This window comes from Bacillus sp. COPE52, from assembly GCF_003355115.1.
In the GTDB taxonomy this organism is placed as follows: domain Bacteria; phylum Bacillota; class Bacilli; order Bacillales; family Bacillaceae_G; genus Bacillus_A; species Bacillus_A toyonensis.
Genome location: NZ_CP031292.1, coordinates 2,030,239 through 2,047,351, shown reverse-complemented (window position 1 = coordinate 2,047,351; position 17,113 = coordinate 2,030,239). Strand labels below are relative to the sequence as shown.

Below are 17,113 nucleotides of genomic sequence, written 5' to 3'. Positions count from 1 at the left end.
AAGAGATATACAACAGTAGTTATTGTATATCTCTTCTTTGAATATATTTTTAGTAAAGGATGGTGGAATGGAATGCAAAAAGTAATGCTATACCTCTGCTTTACATTATTTATCGTCTTATTATTATTTGTTGGAGTAAAAATTCAATCTTATTTAGATACAGACGCGCAGGTGAACTTTAACGTTTATCCAAGATTATTCTACTTTACACTCTTCCCTCTTATAGTTGGTATTTTATTACGGTTCCTTCAATCTATTAATTACGCAACGAGTAAACAAAACTGGAGCTTTCAGCCGGATAAATTTATTGCTATTACAGTGCCTACACTATTCATTTCCTTTTCCCCTGCATTACTCTTTTCACCACTTGGCGAATACTTACCTTATTTAGCTAATATCATTCTTATAAATACAACTTTTGTTACGATTATTAGTTTAATAGCTGGTTATTCACTATTAGATTGTTTTATACAAAAAGATACTGCAAATATGAAAAAATATAATTGATGACCAATTTTTAAGTGTTGCTGATTAGGACATTTTGTTTATAAGTGCGCTATTATTTGTAAAAATCGCCATAAATGAAAATGGGAATTCTGTTAAAATAAAGTTGGTCGTATATTATGTCAAAATGCATTTTAACCAAGGAGATTTATTATGTATAAATTAGGGGCTTTCTCTTTTCTAACGGCTATCGCAAGTATATTTTCTTTCTTTATCCTTAAAGGACCTAATGCGAATTTAACGTTAATTATTGTGACTCTAAGTATACTTTCATTACTCGGTATTATTTTTGCAATCGCATCAAAAAATTGGTTATTCGGAATAGTTGGTACTGCATTAAATGGCGTAATATTATTAGTTGTATACTTCCTATTGCTAGCAAAAGGCATAGGTGGTTAATATATTTACGTTTCAATAAGAAAAGCTCAGAGCTTAGACTCTGAGCTTTTTTACTTATCTCACCTTTTCGTCTACATACTCCATAAACTGCTCGGCTTTAATAAATCTTTCTTTGTACGCCTCAGGAACTTCTTCTACTGTTATCCCGCCACCCGATTTCGTTTTTACTAACACAGTTTGATGTGACATTAATGCCTCCATATATTGTTCATATTCTTCAGGAGTTAGTACTTCTTTACTAGATTTATGGCCATTTAATTTATCAAAATACGGATGAAGCTCCATTACTACCTTTTTCAATTCCTCTTTTTTAGCTGGTGATAATTGATCATAATCAATATTACCGTTCGAATCTCCGTACGCAAGCTTTGCATTTGTTAATTTCTTTAGTTCTTTTGTAAACTCTTCATATTCTTTCACACCCATTTCATCTTTCGCTTCTGATAATTTTGCATTAAAACGCATATACGCTTCTAACGTCATTGCTCCGGCATGTTTTTTTAAATTCTCAAAAGATCCGTATATACCATCCGCCATAATAGATTGATACGCAAAACCAGTCGTCGGGATTAAAAGAGCTGCTGCAAGTACTCCTGCGATAAGGCGTTTTTTTCTCTTACTTCCACCACGCTTCATTTTTATTTGAACGATTACTTTTTCTTTCAACTCCGGCGGGGCAACAATCCTCTTGGCTTCTTCTTGTATAGATTCTCGGACTTTACAATCTAAACTCATTTCACATTCCCTACCTCTCCTAAAAAGATTTCTTCTACTTACTCTTTTTGACGTAGTTTTTTTAATGCTGCGTGAATTCTAGATTTCACAGTACCAATTGGAATATGTAATATTTGTGCTACTTCTTCTTGTGAATAATCGTGTAAATATCTTAAGATAATAACTTGTTTCAATTTATACGGTAATTTATGAATGAGTTCGATTAGTTTTTGGTTTGATATTTTACTTACAACATCGTTAGAAAAATCAATTTGTACTGGTTTTCTTTGCTCTTCTGCTTTTTTTACAATTCGTAGTCGCATCCACCTCTTTCTTCTATAAGAGTGAATTTCTTTAATCGCGAGTCCAATTAGCCAAGGACGAAATGGCTTCTCGCTATCATACTTACGAAGCGATTCATATAGTTGTATGTATATTTCTTGAACGACATCATCTACATCTGTTTTATCGTCTAGTAAAAAATGTGCTTTCTTATATACTTCTTGAATCGTTACATCATACAACTCGCTATACGCTTCTTTATTTCCTGATAAAGTTAATTGAATTAAATCTGTACACACTGTTTCACCTTTCATATACCATCCCCCTTTGTCTTACACTTTATATTGGCAAGTAATTCATATTTCGTTCGATTTTTTAAAGTTTTTTATATAAATTAATATAATGATTCACTGAGTTCATAAGCTTCACTTATAACCTTGCATAACTATTATATAATTTTCCAATTTCTAATGACGCTTTAAAATGATTTATATAATCAAATTTAGGAGGATATATGATGAAAGCTATCGTTGTAACGTCGTTCGGTGGTCCGGAAGTGATGAAATATACTGATGTGGATATGCCGACTATTTCAGACAATCAGGTGTTAATTCGTGTTGTTGCTACTAGTGTTAATTTTGCCGATATTAAATCACGTTATGGCAAAAAAGGAAATAAAACATTTCCTTTTATTCCAGGGATAGATGCCACTGGTATTGTAGAACGAGTCGGTTCTCAAGTTAAAAATATTCATCCTGGACAGCGTGTCATTGCTTTTCCTCAAAATGGATCTTACGCAGAATATATTGTTGCAAATGAAAATCTTACTTTCGTTTTACCTGATGAAGTTAATTTCCAAACTGCAGCCGCTTGCCCTATCGTATCTTTTACAAGCTATAATTTACTCACAAATGTTGCAAGGCTTCAACAAGGTGAATCTGTACTCATTCATGCAGCTGCTGGCGGAATTGGCACTACTGCTATTCAACTTGCAAAACTATTAGGGGCTGAGAAAGTTATCGGTACTGTCGGAAGTGAAGCAAAAAAAGAAATTGCTTTAGACGCTGGAGCTGATTATGTTATATGTCATCAAGATGAAGATTTTGTAGAGAAGGTCAATGAGCTGACAAATGGCGAAGGGGTTGATGTAATTTTAGATTCTATTTCTGGAACGGTTTCGGAAAGAAGTTTAAAATGTCTTGCTTATTACGGACGCCTCGTTCATTTCGGCAATGCGAGCGGTGAAATTGGCAATTTCAAAACGAAAGACTTACACGCAAGTTGCCGTTCTATACTCGGATTCAGCTTCGGCACTACACGGAAAAAACGTCCTGAATTACTCCAAGAAACTGCAAATGAAGTTTTCCGTTATTTGCGTGATGGAAGTTTGCAAATTAAGGCTACAAAATCTTTTCCCTTTATAGATGCAGGGAAAGCACATGAATGGGTCGAAAGTAGAAAAAGTACAGGGAAAGTAATACTAAACGTTCAGTCCCCTTCCTGAAATGAATACTTGAAACAGAGGTGACATTCATGGGATCAAGAATTATGCATGTGATTATCGCTAACGGTATTGCTGAGAAACTATGTATTCAAGATAAAACTTCTTTCTTACTTGGAGCTGTAGCCCCTGATGCTGTTCATTCAAAAAAAGAAAAAGGCACCTCACATTTTTATGCCGGTACAACGAAGAACTATACGAGAAGAATAGATTATGATTCATTTATTCATAAATATGAAGAACATATAGATTCCCCATTTATTTTAGGCTATTACACCCACCTCATTGCCGACGATAATTGGCTACAAGGCTTTTTTCTACCTTGGCTAAAAAATCGAATAGAAAATGACGAAACTATCGCACCTATGTACTATAACGATTTTAAATTGTTAAATGCAAAGTTGCTTCATCATTACGACAAAGAACAACAGCTATTCTCTCTTCTTAATCAAGAGGCTCACATTGTGGATATCACAGAAGTTTCTAAAGAAAATGTTTTAGCTTTTCGAACATACCTTTTTGAAGATATGTTGTATCCAGAGCAACATTTGCATGAAGAATTACAGGTGTTCACGTTTAATCAAATTGTCGGTTATATTGAAACCGCTATTGAGAAATGCGCTTTTTATATCGAACAACTGTCGAATAAAAAGTCCACTTCAAATATTTAATCCCCCTCATTTTATACGAGGGGGATTTTTCCATAACATCATTATTTGTTCTTTTCCATAACCGCAAAATAATTCCCTTCACTATCAGCAAAGTTAAACACTTTACCAGAAGGCATAGTTACCATTTCGCCAACTGTAACATTTTTATTTGTTAAATCTGTATATAATTGATCAAGATTTTCTGAGAAGAACATTAAGGATGGTGTACCAAGATTCAATTCTGGGCTCATTTTCGAAATAACTTCTTTATTATGTAGTATGATACTCGTTTCTGCATCTTGAGTTGGAGCGATTTCAATCCATCTCATCCCTTGCTTGTTATCTTCCTCTGCTACTACATGAAACCCTACCTTTTCCGTCCAAAAATTTACTGCCTCATCTTGATTATTTACATATAACATAATTTGTCCGACTTTATGAATCATTTGTATTCCTCCTAATGGTTTTTATATTCTATGTAGGTTTCTACAAGTGCTATTGTTATTCCTTTTGAGTTGATATGTACTTCTTTACAAAATTTATCGACTTACTCGTTCACTACTTTACCAACGAACAAAATAAGACGTAACTACAAATAGTTACGTCTTTCCCATTATTTATCTAGGCTTTTTCTTCCCAGTAAATGCTGGTTTCTTTTTCTTCGGTGCTTTCGGTTTCGTTTCTACAAATGATCCGTTGAACATTTCTTGCTTCGTAAACACAATACCTAATTTTTTCGCAAATTGAAGTAATTTACGCTCTTCTTGTTCTGTTACAAGAGACACGACCGTTCCTTCTTTGCCCATACGTCCAGTACGTCCTGAGCGGTGAATGTATTGGTCTACAGTGTCAGGTAACTCTAAATGAATTACATGTGTTAAATCATCAATATCTATTCCACGTGCTGCAATATCAGTAGCAAGTAGAATTTCTAATTTTCCGCCGCGGAAAGCACGCATCGTCGCTTCACGTTCTTGCTTACTTGCCTCTGCATGAAGAGCTGCTGCTTTCATTTTACGGAATTTCAATTTCTGAGTAATTTCATCTAAACGGAATGGGTCATTTAAGAAAGCAACTGCTTTTACATCGCCCATATGCATAATTCTTCTTACGTAATCATTTTTTTCGCGTCGCTCACAAATGATATACGTATGCTCAACTAAGCTTTTTGACTCTGCACGTGTTACACGTACTAATTGTGGTTCAACTGCTAAATCATGTGCTGCATCTTCTGCTGCTTTTGTCATTGTCGCTGAGAAGAATACTAATTGACGATCGCGCATCGTTGATTTAATTACATCCTGTGCAGCACCCATCATCTTTTGTTTCACTATTTGATCGAACTCATCAAATACAATCGTTTTCACTTCATGCATCTTTAGCTTTTTCATACGAATTAATTCTAAAATACGTCCTGGTGAACCAACAATTACTTTCGGGTGTTTCTTCAATTTTTCCACTTGGCGCTTAATATCTGCACCACCAATTAAAGATGCACCTGAAATATCAGTTCCTGCTGTAAATTTTTGAACCTCTTCATGAATTTGCATGACAAGTTCACGCGTTGGAGCTAAAATAACAACTTGTGGCTGTTTTACTTCAGGATTAATTTTATGTAAAAGTGGTAATAAGTACGCTAATGTTTTTCCTGTTCCAGTTGGAGATTCAGCTATAACGTCTTGTCCTTCTAAAATAGTTGGAATCGCTTGTTTTTGAATTTCAGTTAATTCTTTAAAACCAGCCTTCTCCCAAGCTTGTTGTAAAAATGGTTGCATATCTTTTATCATTTGTTTTTCTCCTTTATCTCTATTTTTGAAGAAAATGCTGTATTGTTCGCACCGTTTCTATCATGTGTGAAATAACAGCTATTAAATCATCAACATGGTCTTCTGTAATCGCTTTTTGAAATAGAACCTCTACCTTATTATGATATGAAATCGCTTGCTTATTATATTCGTATGAAACTTTTTGCATAATCATTCTTTCTTTTCCCCATATAGAACGCATGAAAGTTTCAATTTCTTCGCATACTCCTTCTGGCTGTTCTATCGGGAATGAAAATGCTAACTTCATTTCACATCCTGGTGTAAACTGAGGTACTTCTAGTATTTCACCAGACAAGTTCTTTGCATCCACAGATAATGAAAATGTCGCTTCTACTAATGGTTCGAACGGTTCTGTTAACTGAAACGAGATATGATATATACGACTTAATGAAGCAAGGTCCATCATATCTTTTCGATCTGTTACAAGAATATCACCATGTAAGTCAAAATCATAAACAGCACCTTCTACGATTACTTTTAAATTGTCAAAAGCAGTTGGATCAAACATAATTTCCTCCAAAAAACAGGCGCCTTTCGATGGAAAGGCGCCACTTGATGTATATATAGTTTACAGATAAACGAGATGAATTACAACCTTTTAGAATAAACCTACTGCTTTTCCATCTTCATTTACATCCATTTGCAGTGCTGCTGGTTGTTTTGGAAGACCTGGCATAGTTAACATTGTTCCTGTTAATGCAACGATAAACCCTGCACCGATAGATGGTTTTAATTCACGAATTGTTACGATAAAGTCAGATGGACGACCTAACTTTGTTGCATCGTCAGAAAGAGAGTATTGTGTTTTCGCCATACAAATTGGTAGGTTACTCCAACCTTCTCCTTCGTATTGAGCTAATTGCTTACGTGCTTTCGGAGCAAAATCAATATCTTTTGCGCCATATACTTTTTGAGCAATTGTACGAATTTTTTCTTCTAATGGTAATTCTAATTCATAAAGTGGCGCGTAGTTATTTTCACCTTTTTCGATCTCTTTTAGTACTTTTTCAGCAAGGTCAACTCCACCTTGGCCACCCTTCTCCCAAACTTCTGTTAAGGATACTGCATAGCCACGCTCATTGCACCATTCTTGTAAGTATGTAACTTCTGTATCTGTATCTGTAATGAATTTATTAATTGCAATTACGAAAGGTACACCGAAGCTTTGAATTGTTTCAACATGCTTCTGTAAGTTCTCCATACCTTTTGCTAATGCATCTACATTTTCTTCTTTTAATCGATCTTTTGCTATGCCGCCATGCATTTTAAGCGCACGAATAGTCGCAACAATAACAACTGCTTCTGGTTTAATGCCAGCTGCACGAGCTTTAATATCTAAAAACTTCTCTGCGCCTAAATCTGCGCCGAATCCAGCTTCTGTAATAACATAATCACCTAATTTTGCTGCCATTGTTGTAGCGATAACACTGTTACAACCGTGAGCGATATTCGCAAATGGTCCGCCATGAATGATAGCTGGTGTATTTTCTAACGTTTGTACTAAGTTTGGTTTTAATGCGTCTTTTAGTAGTAATGTTAACGCACCTTCTACACCTAAATCTTTAACCGTTACAGGTTGGTTTGCAAAGTTATAAGCAACTACGATGCGAGATAAACGTGCTTTTAAATCTTGAATATCCGTTGCAAGACAGAATACGGCCATAATTTCAGATGCTACTGTAATATCAAAACCGTCTTCACGTGGTACACCTTGAACTGGTCCACCAAGACCAATTACGACGTTACGAAGGGCACGATCATTTAAGTCAACACAGCGTTTCCAAACGATTTTACGCGTATCAATTCCAAGTGTGTTTCCTTGTTGGATATGATTATCAATAAACGCCGCTAACGCGTTATTCGCAGTTGTGATTGCGTGAATATCTCCAGTAAAGTGAAGGTTAATGTCTTCCATTGGTACAACCTGTGAAAAACCACCACCTGCTGCTCCGCCTTTTAGTCCCATCGTTGGTCCAAGAGATGGTTCGCGAAGTGCAATTACTGTTTTCTTACCAATTTTATTAAAAGCTTGACCTAAACCAACTGTTACTGTTGATTTACCTTCTCCAGCTGGAGTTGGGTTAATCGCTGTTACTAAAACAACTTTACCGTCTTTCTCATCCTGTAAGCGCTTAAAAATATCAAGAGATAACTTACCTTTATAATGCCCGTATGGCTCTAATTCATCTTCTAAAATATTTAAATCAGCTGCAATTTCTTGAATCTTCTTCATACTCGCTTCTTGTGCGATTTCAATATCGGATTTAACTGTTGTAGTAGTTGTCATATACCCTAGTCCCCCTTTAATTGGTTCTGATGATATTGTATCAGTTTTTTGTATTTTCTGCACTTATTTACCTCCTAAAAATTCTTTCATTTCTTTATACGTTTTTTAACATAAATACCCATAAGAATGTTAACGATTGTTGTAACTCTGTAGGTAGTTGACCTAGCATCTTTTCATTTACTCCGCGCTTATATACACCAATTCCATCTACAACTTCAAAACCTTGTTCTTTCGCTAACTGTTCAAATTCCCAAGGCATCATCGTATTACAAACAACGTCTTTGCCGTATAAACGAGGATAACTGTTCTCTCGAGGCTTTGCTGTCGGTCCTAAAATTGCAATACATGCGTATCCATCTTTCTTTAAAACACGTTTTATTTCATTTAATGCTTGTAATGGATTCTCAGTCCATTCTAAAGAGTTAATGGCCATAATCGCTTTAAATTGTTCATTTTCAAATGGTAAAGCGGAAAGATCTCCTTTCACAAAAGATAAATTTGAATCTTCCCCACGTTCTTTACCTTTTTGAATCATAATTTCCGATAAATCTACTCCAACTGCTTTATAGCCAACGCGACTTAATTTATATGTACCGTATCCATCACCACAGCCAACATCTAACACTTGAGCTTCTTTCTCTACGTACTGTTCAAAAAATGGAATAATTGTACTCCTGCTCCCGCTATCCCACATTTCCTGACTATTTTGATTCCAATATTCCGCACTACTATCCCACTTCTTCTCTGCTGATTCATGCCAATTGAATTTCGTCATACATTCCCCTACCTTCACGTATTATCATTCAATTCATTCTACATCATTTTCCAAAATCCCTGTTTATCTTCATAAGGAGATAGAGTGAAACTTTAATTAGTGGCGGTTTTATTCGTTCCTACTGATTATTAGCCCACACCAATCGAGCTTTTACAGACAACCCGGCTCCTACATAACTTCTTTACTCTAGCCGATTTTGAAATAGAAGTTTTACTGCCCGCAAATAGCGGGATAAGTAAGATAACAACGAAATCTATTTTCTCCATTTTTTGCTTTACTTGGGTTTAACTCATACTCATGCTCTTCTCATTTTGAAAGATACTATAGATACACCCAATTGAAAGAGAGGGATGTACATGCGAAGAAAGAGAAATCATCATTTTAAAAGTGGTGAAAAAAATGAAGAGTATGCAGCTGAAATATCTCCAGCCGGCATTCCAATTAGACATGAGCGCAAAGAAATTGCAAATGAAATAGAAGGTACAAATACCGGAGCAATGATAGGCTATGTCGCATTATTTCTTTCGTTATTCTCAATTGCTTTTTATCCAGTTACACTTGGTTCTCTTGCGATTTTAGTTGGTTTATTAGCTGTTAATTTCGGAGCAAGAACACTTGGATATACAGCAATTGGTTTTGGTAGTTTTTCTGTTTTATTTACTTTACTTTATCCGCTTGCTTTGTCAGCGTTTTAAAAAAACACACCAAGTTATACTTGGTGTGTTCATTCATGATACAACATAATATGACCGCATCCACAACAGTGCTTTGCTGTAATTTCTTGAAAGACCGGATAATTCTCTTCATCCCTATGTTCAATAAATACTTTTTCAAATCGATACATGTTTGGCGCATATGCCCAATCTTGTTTCGTACGAGCGTACAACGTTGAGGAAAAAAACTCCTCACCACCGCAAACGATGCATGTATTCTTCATCACTATCCCTCCTATGCTTGTCTTACTTCATCTATATGAACATAAGCATAAAAAAAAGACCTTCTATTACTAGAAAGTCTTTTCTGAAACAAAAAGAAATGTACCAAACATCCCTACTCCGCTATATTCTTTCGTAACATCAGCTTCTGTTTTAAACGTTTGCTTTACAGTCATAAAGAATACACCATTTCGTGCATCTGTACTTTCAAATTGTAGCTTTTCTTTTTTACCATCTACATTTTGTGTGCATTCAAAACTACTCTCATCACATTTCAACGCATACTTATCCTCTACATACGAATTAAAATCTGATTCTTTCGGACACGTAATAAGCAATATCGCCACGAGAATAATACTTACGATACCCACAATTGTATAATATTTCTTCATTTGTTCTCCTTTCAAATGACAAGAAAACTTGACTTCATGCGCCAAGTTTTCTTAGTCAACAACCCATTGCCACTCTTGTTCTTTCTTATCAAAAATGAGCCAACCTGTTTCTGTTGCTTCCTCTTTCAATTCATCGATATTATCTAGTACCTCATCCGTACTTTCATACGAACCAACTACATATACCGGAATTTCAAGACCTCTTCTTGACTCAATTTTCCCTGTTAAATCAATATAAAGACCATCTTCCATTAATGGAATAAGCCCCATAATCACTTCTTTTGAAATTGCTGGGAAAATTTTCGATTTTTGGAAGAAAGAAAAACGTTTCTTACCGAAAGCACCGAGTTTATAAGGAATGACTTTACTTAACATTCCAACAAAATCAGCTATTCTACGGTAATACACTTTGTTGTACCACCCGTCATCATGTGAAAAATAAACAAATCTATTTTTCAACAACGGAAAGAATGTTCTTGCAAGTGGTTCTTTTTTGTGAGCCAAATATAACAGTTCTGCAATTTCTTTTGGCTCTAATTCATCTAAATCGCTTGCATCATCAAAATCTACCCAACAAAATTCATCAAATTCATCAATCTCTGCTTGAATTAGCTTATGTATATTTTCTTCCTCAACATATTCAAATAAAGTATGATAATGAAAATCCGTCCATTCAAAGTTATGCTTCAAAAGCAAAACTTGATGAAGCGGTGAAGGGATGTTACTTGCAAACTCTTTAAACGTAATTCCTGATGTAATAAAACAATGACCTCGACGATTACCATTAATATATATCATATTCTTTACTTGGTCAGATCCTCCAGACAAAGCACCTAGCCACCTTCGTTTTAAATGTTTCAATTCTATAGCATATTTTAACATGAAAAATTTTAGAAACATAGAAAAAACTTCAAAAACTATTTACAATTTCATGTGTTTTATTACATAGTGATTACAAGAAAAAACGCCTGCTCGTAAGCAGGCGTTTTTAAAGGATTTCATCTGGGTTTTGAGGATGATGATTTCCCTCTTTCTTTTCATCTTTTTGGAACATCGATTGAATTTTATCAATTGTTTGTGGAGCTAATTCAATCATTTTTTCTGCTAAATGTGTCGCATTTTGTAGATGCAAAATATTTACTCCATCTTTATTCACCACAAGAAATGCTACTGGTGTAATAGAAACACCACCCGCGCTACCGCCACCAAATGCAGGGTTACCGTTCGCTCTTTGTCCATCATTCGTTTGGAAATCAGAACCTCCTGCTCCAAAACCGAACGCTACTTTAGAAACCGTTAACACTACACCACCGTCAGCCGTTTGAACAGGCTCCCCAACAATCGTATTCACATCGACCATTTCTTTTAAATTTTCCATTGCCGCTTTCATTAATCCTTGAATTGGATGATCCACCGTTCATAACCTCCTTTGTCATATCTTTCCTAGTTTTTCCGAAAGTTTGTGAACTAAACATAAAATTTTATATTGATTTCAAAAAACTTAAGTTGTAATATTTAGAAAAATAAAAAAGAGGTCGATTCGTTATGATGCGAAAATTAACAAAGAAAGATCATGAACAAGTATTCGCTTACCTAAAAGAAGAAGCATCCATTAACTTATTTATTATTGGAGATATTGAAGCTTTCGGTTATGATACAGATTTTCAAGAATTATGGGGAGTATTTGAAGAGAACGGAACATTAAAATCGATTTTACTTCGCTTTCACGATACATTTATACCGTATAGTAAAGAAGAGTTTGTGGTTACTGACTATGAGGCACTTCTTTCCGCATATAAGCCGCTTAAACTCTCTGGCAAATCAACTATTGTAGAAAGATTTGAAACTGCTCCAACTGTACAACTAGGCGCCAAAAATGAAATGTATTTTTGCGAATGCCAAGATGACAACAACTTACCTAACACACCAATTCATGAAACAATTAAACTTGCCTCACTCGATGATATAGAACGAATTATGAAATTACGAAGTGACATCGCTGAATTCCCGACTGCAAATGAATCTGAAAAAATGTTAAGGCAAGCTATCGAAACAAATACAGGACGTACATATTATATTGAAAAAGACGGTGCAATCATCGCATCCGCCTCAACTTCCGCTGAAAATTCATTATCTGCCATGGTTGTTGGCGTATGTACGCATCCGAACTACCGCGGAAATGGATATGCTTCGCTTATATTGCAAAAAATGATTCAGGACTTTACGAAAGAAAGCCGAACACTTTGTTTATTTTATAACAATCCAGCTGCTGGACGTATTTATAAACGACTAGGATTTAAAGATATCGGGATGTGGACGATGTATCGATAATAAGCAATACTTTATAAGAGGAAATAGTTGTAACTTAGCAATAAAGCAGATTATACAAAAACTTCAAACCGTTATTATGAAGAAACTACTTGAGGAGCGAGGACTCTAACTAAAAAATGTTATGTATTCAAACTAAATTTAGACAGATAAACGCCCCAATTGTTGCATCTACTCCAGCAATTGGGGCTACCTGTTTATTCTCAAATTCTTTCCACTACAAATAGAAATATTTATGAAAGATTTATCACACTTATGTTACTATTATCTTTACGTGCAAATGCCCTTCTTAATATTACTGTTTCTTATTATACTTTGCTTTAAAATCAATATATTCCTGTCTCGCATCCTGATTATTACCTTGGTGACTATCAAAAGATGTATGTATTTGTGATATATATTCTACTAACTTACCTTCATCATTTCGCTTCTTATAATTTATTACAATACTTACCTCCAATATCTGCTCTGAACCATCTTTAGAATCTATATGCAGTACAATCGATCCACCATCATATTCATCATATTGTATTTTCAACTTATCATTAACAATACTCTGAAACTCTGATTCATTTAGTTTATATCCAACTGTACTAGGTTGATCAAACTTTTTTATATCATCTCCGGGCTTCATCTTTAGTTTCCCTATTCCTTTTAAACGATCAACAATTAAGTTTACGTATGAAACATCCAGATTTGAATCCGGACTTTTCACCTGTCCATTTTTATACATAATATTGGTACGATAAACACCTTCTTTTTTATTATCTTTGCTGTCTACTGCTGAAGTAACCGCTTGTGTTGTACTTCCATATAAACTTTTATCTTTCGTATTATATATCCCTTCCGAAGTTTGATAGATTGTTTTTCTATGCTCTCCATCTTCCTTTTGTTCATATGTACTATATATACCTCTTTGTTTCACATACGCATACCCATCATCACTCGCAGACATAACAGTCTTCATGTCCCCTTCATCCAACGCCTTTACTAATCTCTCATACTCTATCTTTGTCTCTCCAAAACCACATCCACTTAATAAACTTGCCACTATTGACACGACTATCATCACCTTAGCTTTCTTCTTTAATTTCATACTGTCACCTCGTTAGTTACTCTAGGCATTTTTAGGTTCATTACATTCCCATTTTGATAGTAATATAGTTCACCTTTACTTACCGGTATTTATTAACTCATACAGATTATATTGAAGATACTTTAATTTTTAATAGCATCGATTTTTATACAATCCTTAATTGTTTATATATTCTGTTCGAATTTTCAGAAACCAAAACTTATTTTATTTCTTTGGCTTGCTTTTTTTCCTGCTCTTCATAAAGCTTTAGTCTTTTCTGACGTTCCCTTTCATGTTCCTCCCACGAAATATAAAATGATGGAAATTTAAATCTACAATAGGCTAATAATTGGAACTCTGCTGCACCTATGGCTACCGCGTACATGATTAGAGTTCCTCCCGCATACAATCCTAAAATATTTAGTGTATAATCATTATGCACATAAATTAAAATGAGAAGAGTTAACACATAAATTAGAGCACTCTTAATTGCAATCCTCTTTGTTTTACTAAAAAATGAAGAGGATTCTTCTCCCGTATTAAATGCCCCTTTACTTGCCTGTCTAAAAGTATCAATAGTCGCTAAAATATGTAAAATTACTGCACCTAAAAATAATAACCCGACATACATTAATGTAACTTGATCAATTGAATAATTCGACATCCCTGGGATTATCAACATTGTAAATGTTATAGTGCCTAGCTGAAATGCATATAATAGTACCACAAGTGTTTGTAGTTTCTGTAATTTAAATGGCATCTTAGGAAACAGATAAATAATTAAAAAAATTACTTGAAGACTATAAAACACTAACTCAAGGCTAACAATTATTTTATCAAAGAGAGTCGGGTAATAACTCCAACCAAACCTTATTAACCCTCCAATAAGAAAAAACATTATTAATGAAATAAAAAACATCGTTCCAAACATAACCCCTGTCGCCCAATCGGGACTTAAGCGATTCTTGCAAGTATTTTTAAATTCATTTAAATCTTCTTCTTTTATATTCCACACCCTGACATTTCACCTTCTATACAGTTTAAATAATTTTCATTCACTAAAATTCTATTACATTCTTAATATTTTTAAGTACATAGATCTTTGTACAACTAAATTCAGATAATCTTTTAGGTATATCATTACCATATTAATTACCATAATCATCTAATCAGAATGCCTTTTGATGGTTCAAGTAGTGTTCTTTTTTCTCAAAAGTTCCAAATATTCTTCTTTCAATTAAGTATAACCGTCTTCTTGTCACCTTCATCCAATGCCTTTATTAGACTCTCATACTCTATTTTGATTTACCAAAACTATACGCGCTCAGTAAAACATAACTGTTATCACAATAACTATTTTTTACTACCCCTTTACTCATATCTTCACAACATTTATTGTTCTCAAAATTCAATTAAAATATATTATTTTTGATTTATATACTCTTTTTCATAATTTACATATTCTTTTTTGGAACTGTGAATATTATCTTCCCTGGTATGATAATATGTTGAAATCTCTTGATTGCGTTTTATAAGCTTATCTTCTTTTTTTTCTTCATAATTTACCGATATTGTTATTTGTGTTATTCTCATTTGATTTTCTTTTGTATTATTAGGCGTATTAAATTCAATCATCAATATTGCAGAATCAAATTTATCATATTTTAAATTCAACTTATCATTCATGATGTTTTTAAACTGTAATTCAGTTAAATCATAGCTTATTATGCTCGGTTCACTAGATCTTTTTGTATCTTCACTCGGTTTCAATTTACTAAGTTCATTTAATCCTCTAAACATTAATTTTACATATGAAACATTCATAGCTTGATCCTGGGCTACTGAACGGGATTTTTCATTTTTTAAATTTGTACTATAGACCGTTTCTTTTTTGTAATTTTGATTACTACCAACGTTTTTATCATTTTTTATATCAGTAACAACCTTTTGAGTTGTTTTCCCATATAAGTCGTCTTCTTTCACATTATATACTCCATGGGTTGTTTGATATATTATCCTGCTATGTTCACCATCTTCTTTTTCTTCATAAGTACTGTCGCTAGTCTCTTCTTTCACATATGCATATCCATCATCACTCGCAGACATAACCGTTTTCATATCACCTTCATCCAATGCCTTTACTAATCTCTCATACTCTATTTTTGTTTCCCCGAAACTGCACGCGCTCAGTAAAAACGTTACTGTCATTACAATAACTATTTTTTCAACTAACCTTTTACTCATGCCATAACTACACCTTTCCCCTTATTTTATACATTACTTATTATTCAAATATTGTTTTTCATACTCCTCATATCGGGTTTTAGAAGCTTTATCGTTATCTTCTTTAGTATTTAAATAGATTGCTATTTTTTGATCATGCCTTATTAATCGGCCTTCTTTATTCTTTCTTTCATATCCCATTGTGATGCTTATTGTAGTGAATTCCATTGGATTTTCTTTTGAATCTTTCGCCGAACTAAATTCCATTAATAATATTGCTTCATCAAATTTATCGTAGTCCACCTTTAACTTATTATTAATTATTTCTTGAAATTCCGATTCAGTTAAGTAATATGTTACCTTGGATGACTCACTAAATCTTTTTTTATCTTTTTTTGGTCTTAAACTATCTATTCCCTTTAATCTATTAAATATAAATCGAACATTCGAAACATCCAAATTTTGATCTGGACTTTTTGATTGATTATCTTCATATTTAATACTAGTTCTATATACAATCTCTTCTTTTTTTTGCTCACTATTTAATGAACTAGCAATTTCTTGCAAAGTTGTTCCATAGAGCTTTTTTTCTTTAATATTGTATATTCCTCCTGTTGTTTGATATACAACGCTAACGCGATTATCATTTTCCGCTCAAAACGTGCTATCCCTAACCTCTTCTTTCACATAAGCATACCCATCATCACTCGCAGACATAACCGTCTTCATATCACCTTCATCCAATGCCTTTACTAATCTCTCATACTCTATCTTCGTCTCCCCAAAACCACATCCACTTAATAAACTTGCTATTATTGATAGAACTATCATCATCTTAGCTTTCTTCTTTAACTTCATACTGACACCCCGTTGATTTCTCTAGGCATTTTTAAGTTCATTATGTTCCTTTTTGGAAAGTAATACATTTCACCTTTACTTACTGATATTTATTTACTCGTACAGATTATATTGAAGATGCTTTAATTTTTAATAGCATCGATTTATATACAAACCTTAATTGCTTATATATTCTATTCGAATTTTCAGAAACCAAAACTTATTTTATTTCTTTGGCTTGCTTTTTTTCCTCCTCTTCATAAAGCTTTAGTCTTTTCTGACGTTCCCTTTCATGTTCCTCCCACGAAATATAAAATGATGGAAATTTAAATCTACAATAGGCTAATAATTGGAACTCTGCTGCACCTATGGCTACCGCGTACAT

20 protein-coding genes and 2 pseudogenes are annotated in these 17,113 nt (G+C 34.0%); 6 read left to right on the top strand and 16 right to left on the bottom strand.

Annotation, left to right across the window (positions count from 1 at the left end; genetic code table 11):
• Positions 1–72 precede the first annotated feature (72 nt).
• Positions 73–507 (top strand): hypothetical protein, encoded by a 435-nt coding sequence (locus DPQ31_RS10345; protein ID WP_097956871.1) that lies wholly within the window; start codon positions 73–75, stop codon positions 505–507.
• Between the two features lie 150 nt (positions 508–657).
• Positions 658–903: a hypothetical protein gene (locus tag DPQ31_RS10340; protein WP_208731858.1), complete on the top strand. Its 246-nt coding sequence runs from the start codon at positions 658–660 to the stop codon at positions 901–903.
• 54 nt (positions 904–957) lie between these two features.
• Here the strand turns inward: DPQ31_RS10340 and DPQ31_RS10335 are convergent, their stop codons facing one another.
• Both DPQ31_RS10335 and DPQ31_RS10330 read right to left on the bottom strand, forming a co-directional pair.
• Positions 958–1,638, bottom strand: a complete 681-nt coding sequence (locus DPQ31_RS10335) for a DUF3600 domain-containing protein (protein ID WP_000050661.1) — start codon at positions 1,636–1,638, stop codon at positions 958–960.
• 38 nt (positions 1,639–1,676) lie between these two features.
• Positions 1,677–2,213 (bottom strand): sigma-70 family RNA polymerase sigma factor, encoded by a 537-nt coding sequence (locus DPQ31_RS10330; protein ID WP_208731857.1) that lies wholly within the window; start codon positions 2,211–2,213, stop codon positions 1,677–1,679.
• A 203-nt stretch (positions 2,214–2,416) separates the two neighbouring features.
• Between DPQ31_RS10330 and DPQ31_RS10325 the strand changes: the two genes are divergently transcribed.
• Entirely contained in the window at positions 2,417–3,403 is a 987-nt protein-coding gene (locus tag DPQ31_RS10325; RefSeq protein ID WP_000644650.1) for a quinone oxidoreductase family protein, read from the top strand.
• A 29-nt stretch (positions 3,404–3,432) separates the two neighbouring features.
• Positions 3,433–4,071 (top strand): zinc dependent phospholipase C family protein, encoded by a 639-nt coding sequence (locus DPQ31_RS10320; protein WP_097954747.1) that lies wholly within the window; start codon positions 3,433–3,435, stop codon positions 4,069–4,071.
• Positions 4,072–4,112: 41 nt separating this feature from the next.
• On the opposite strand, the gene DPQ31_RS10315 is transcribed toward DPQ31_RS10320, so the two are convergent.
• The 5 genes from DPQ31_RS10315 to DPQ31_RS10295 all read right to left on the bottom strand — a co-directional run bounded on the left by DPQ31_RS10315 (position 4,113) and on the right by DPQ31_RS10295 (position 8,938).
• Positions 4,113–4,496: a VOC family protein gene (locus tag DPQ31_RS10315; RefSeq protein WP_000581484.1), complete on the bottom strand. Its 384-nt coding sequence runs from the start codon at positions 4,494–4,496 to the stop codon at positions 4,113–4,115.
• Positions 4,497–4,667: 171 nt separating this feature from the next.
• Positions 4,668–5,837, bottom strand: coding sequence for a DEAD/DEAH box helicase (locus DPQ31_RS10310; protein ID WP_208731856.1), 1,170 nt, complete (start codon positions 5,835–5,837; stop codon positions 4,668–4,670).
• 19 nt (positions 5,838–5,856) lie between these two features.
• The gene (locus DPQ31_RS10305) at positions 5,857–6,384 is read right to left on the bottom strand and encodes a hypothetical protein (RefSeq protein WP_000460213.1); all 528 of its coding nucleotides are present in this window, start codon (positions 6,382–6,384) and stop codon (positions 5,857–5,859) included.
• A gap of 90 nt (positions 6,385–6,474) precedes the next feature.
• Positions 6,475–8,163 (bottom strand): formate--tetrahydrofolate ligase, encoded by a 1,689-nt coding sequence (locus DPQ31_RS10300; RefSeq protein WP_098710804.1) that lies wholly within the window; start codon positions 8,161–8,163, stop codon positions 6,475–6,477.
• Positions 8,164–8,257: 94 nt separating this feature from the next.
• A complete protein-coding gene (locus DPQ31_RS10295; RefSeq protein ID WP_000160055.1) occupies positions 8,258–8,938 on the bottom strand; it encodes a class I SAM-dependent methyltransferase in 681 nt (226 codons plus the stop codon).
• 356 nt (positions 8,939–9,294) lie between these two features.
• On the opposite strand from DPQ31_RS10295, the gene DPQ31_RS10290 reads away from it, so the two are divergent.
• Positions 9,295–9,633: a hypothetical protein gene (locus DPQ31_RS10290; protein ID WP_001253195.1), complete on the top strand. Its 339-nt coding sequence runs from the start codon at positions 9,295–9,297 to the stop codon at positions 9,631–9,633.
• Positions 9,634–9,662: 29 nt separating this feature from the next.
• On the opposite strand, the gene DPQ31_RS10285 is transcribed toward DPQ31_RS10290, so the two are convergent.
• The 4 genes from DPQ31_RS10285 to ytfJ all read right to left on the bottom strand — a co-directional run bounded on the left by DPQ31_RS10285 (position 9,663) and on the right by ytfJ (position 11,679).
• Positions 9,663–9,875 (bottom strand): hypothetical protein, encoded by a 213-nt coding sequence (locus DPQ31_RS10285; RefSeq protein ID WP_000798747.1) that lies wholly within the window; start codon positions 9,873–9,875, stop codon positions 9,663–9,665.
• A 69-nt stretch (positions 9,876–9,944) separates the two neighbouring features.
• On the bottom strand, positions 9,945–10,265 hold the full coding sequence (locus DPQ31_RS10280) for a hypothetical protein (protein ID WP_000761186.1): 321 nt from the start codon (positions 10,263–10,265) through the stop codon (positions 9,945–9,947).
• A 51-nt stretch (positions 10,266–10,316) separates the two neighbouring features.
• Positions 10,317–11,093: an oxalate:formate antiporter gene (locus DPQ31_RS10275; protein ID WP_142306996.1), complete on the bottom strand. Its 777-nt coding sequence runs from the start codon at positions 11,091–11,093 to the stop codon at positions 10,317–10,319.
• Between the two features lie 160 nt (positions 11,094–11,253).
• Positions 11,254–11,679 carry a GerW family sporulation protein gene (ytfJ, locus tag DPQ31_RS10270; protein WP_000349987.1) on the bottom strand — a complete coding sequence of 142 codons (426 nt, stop codon included), beginning with the start codon at positions 11,677–11,679 and terminating at the stop codon, positions 11,254–11,256.
• A 131-nt stretch (positions 11,680–11,810) separates the two neighbouring features.
• Here ytfJ and DPQ31_RS10265 point away from each other — a divergent pair, with 131 nt between their 5' ends.
• Positions 11,811–12,596, top strand: coding sequence for a GNAT family N-acetyltransferase (locus DPQ31_RS10265; protein WP_208731855.1), 786 nt, complete (start codon positions 11,811–11,813; stop codon positions 12,594–12,596).
• Positions 12,597–12,888: 292 nt separating this feature from the next.
• On the opposite strand, the gene DPQ31_RS10260 is transcribed toward DPQ31_RS10265, so the two are convergent.
• The 5 genes and pseudogenes from DPQ31_RS10260 to DPQ31_RS10240 form a co-directional block, all read right to left on the bottom strand.
• A complete protein-coding gene (locus DPQ31_RS10260; RefSeq protein ID WP_097956877.1) occupies positions 12,889–13,689 on the bottom strand; it encodes a DUF3952 domain-containing protein in 801 nt (266 codons plus the stop codon).
• Between the two features lie 199 nt (positions 13,690–13,888).
• Positions 13,889–14,683 carry a hypothetical protein gene (locus DPQ31_RS10255; RefSeq protein WP_208731854.1) on the bottom strand — a complete coding sequence of 265 codons (795 nt, stop codon included), beginning with the start codon at positions 14,681–14,683 and terminating at the stop codon, positions 13,889–13,891.
• A 227-nt stretch (positions 14,684–14,910) separates the two neighbouring features.
• A pseudogene (locus tag DPQ31_RS29830) lies at positions 14,911–15,004 on the bottom strand (DUF3952 domain-containing protein); the annotation flags it as partial.
• Positions 15,005–15,090: 86 nt separating this feature from the next.
• Positions 15,091–15,912, bottom strand: coding sequence for a DUF3952 domain-containing protein (locus tag DPQ31_RS10245; protein WP_097956881.1), 822 nt, complete (start codon positions 15,910–15,912; stop codon positions 15,091–15,093).
• Positions 15,913–15,945: 33 nt separating this feature from the next.
• A pseudogene (locus tag DPQ31_RS10240) lies at positions 15,946–16,749 on the bottom strand (DUF3952 domain-containing protein).
• Between the last annotated feature and the right edge of the window lie 364 nt (positions 16,750–17,113).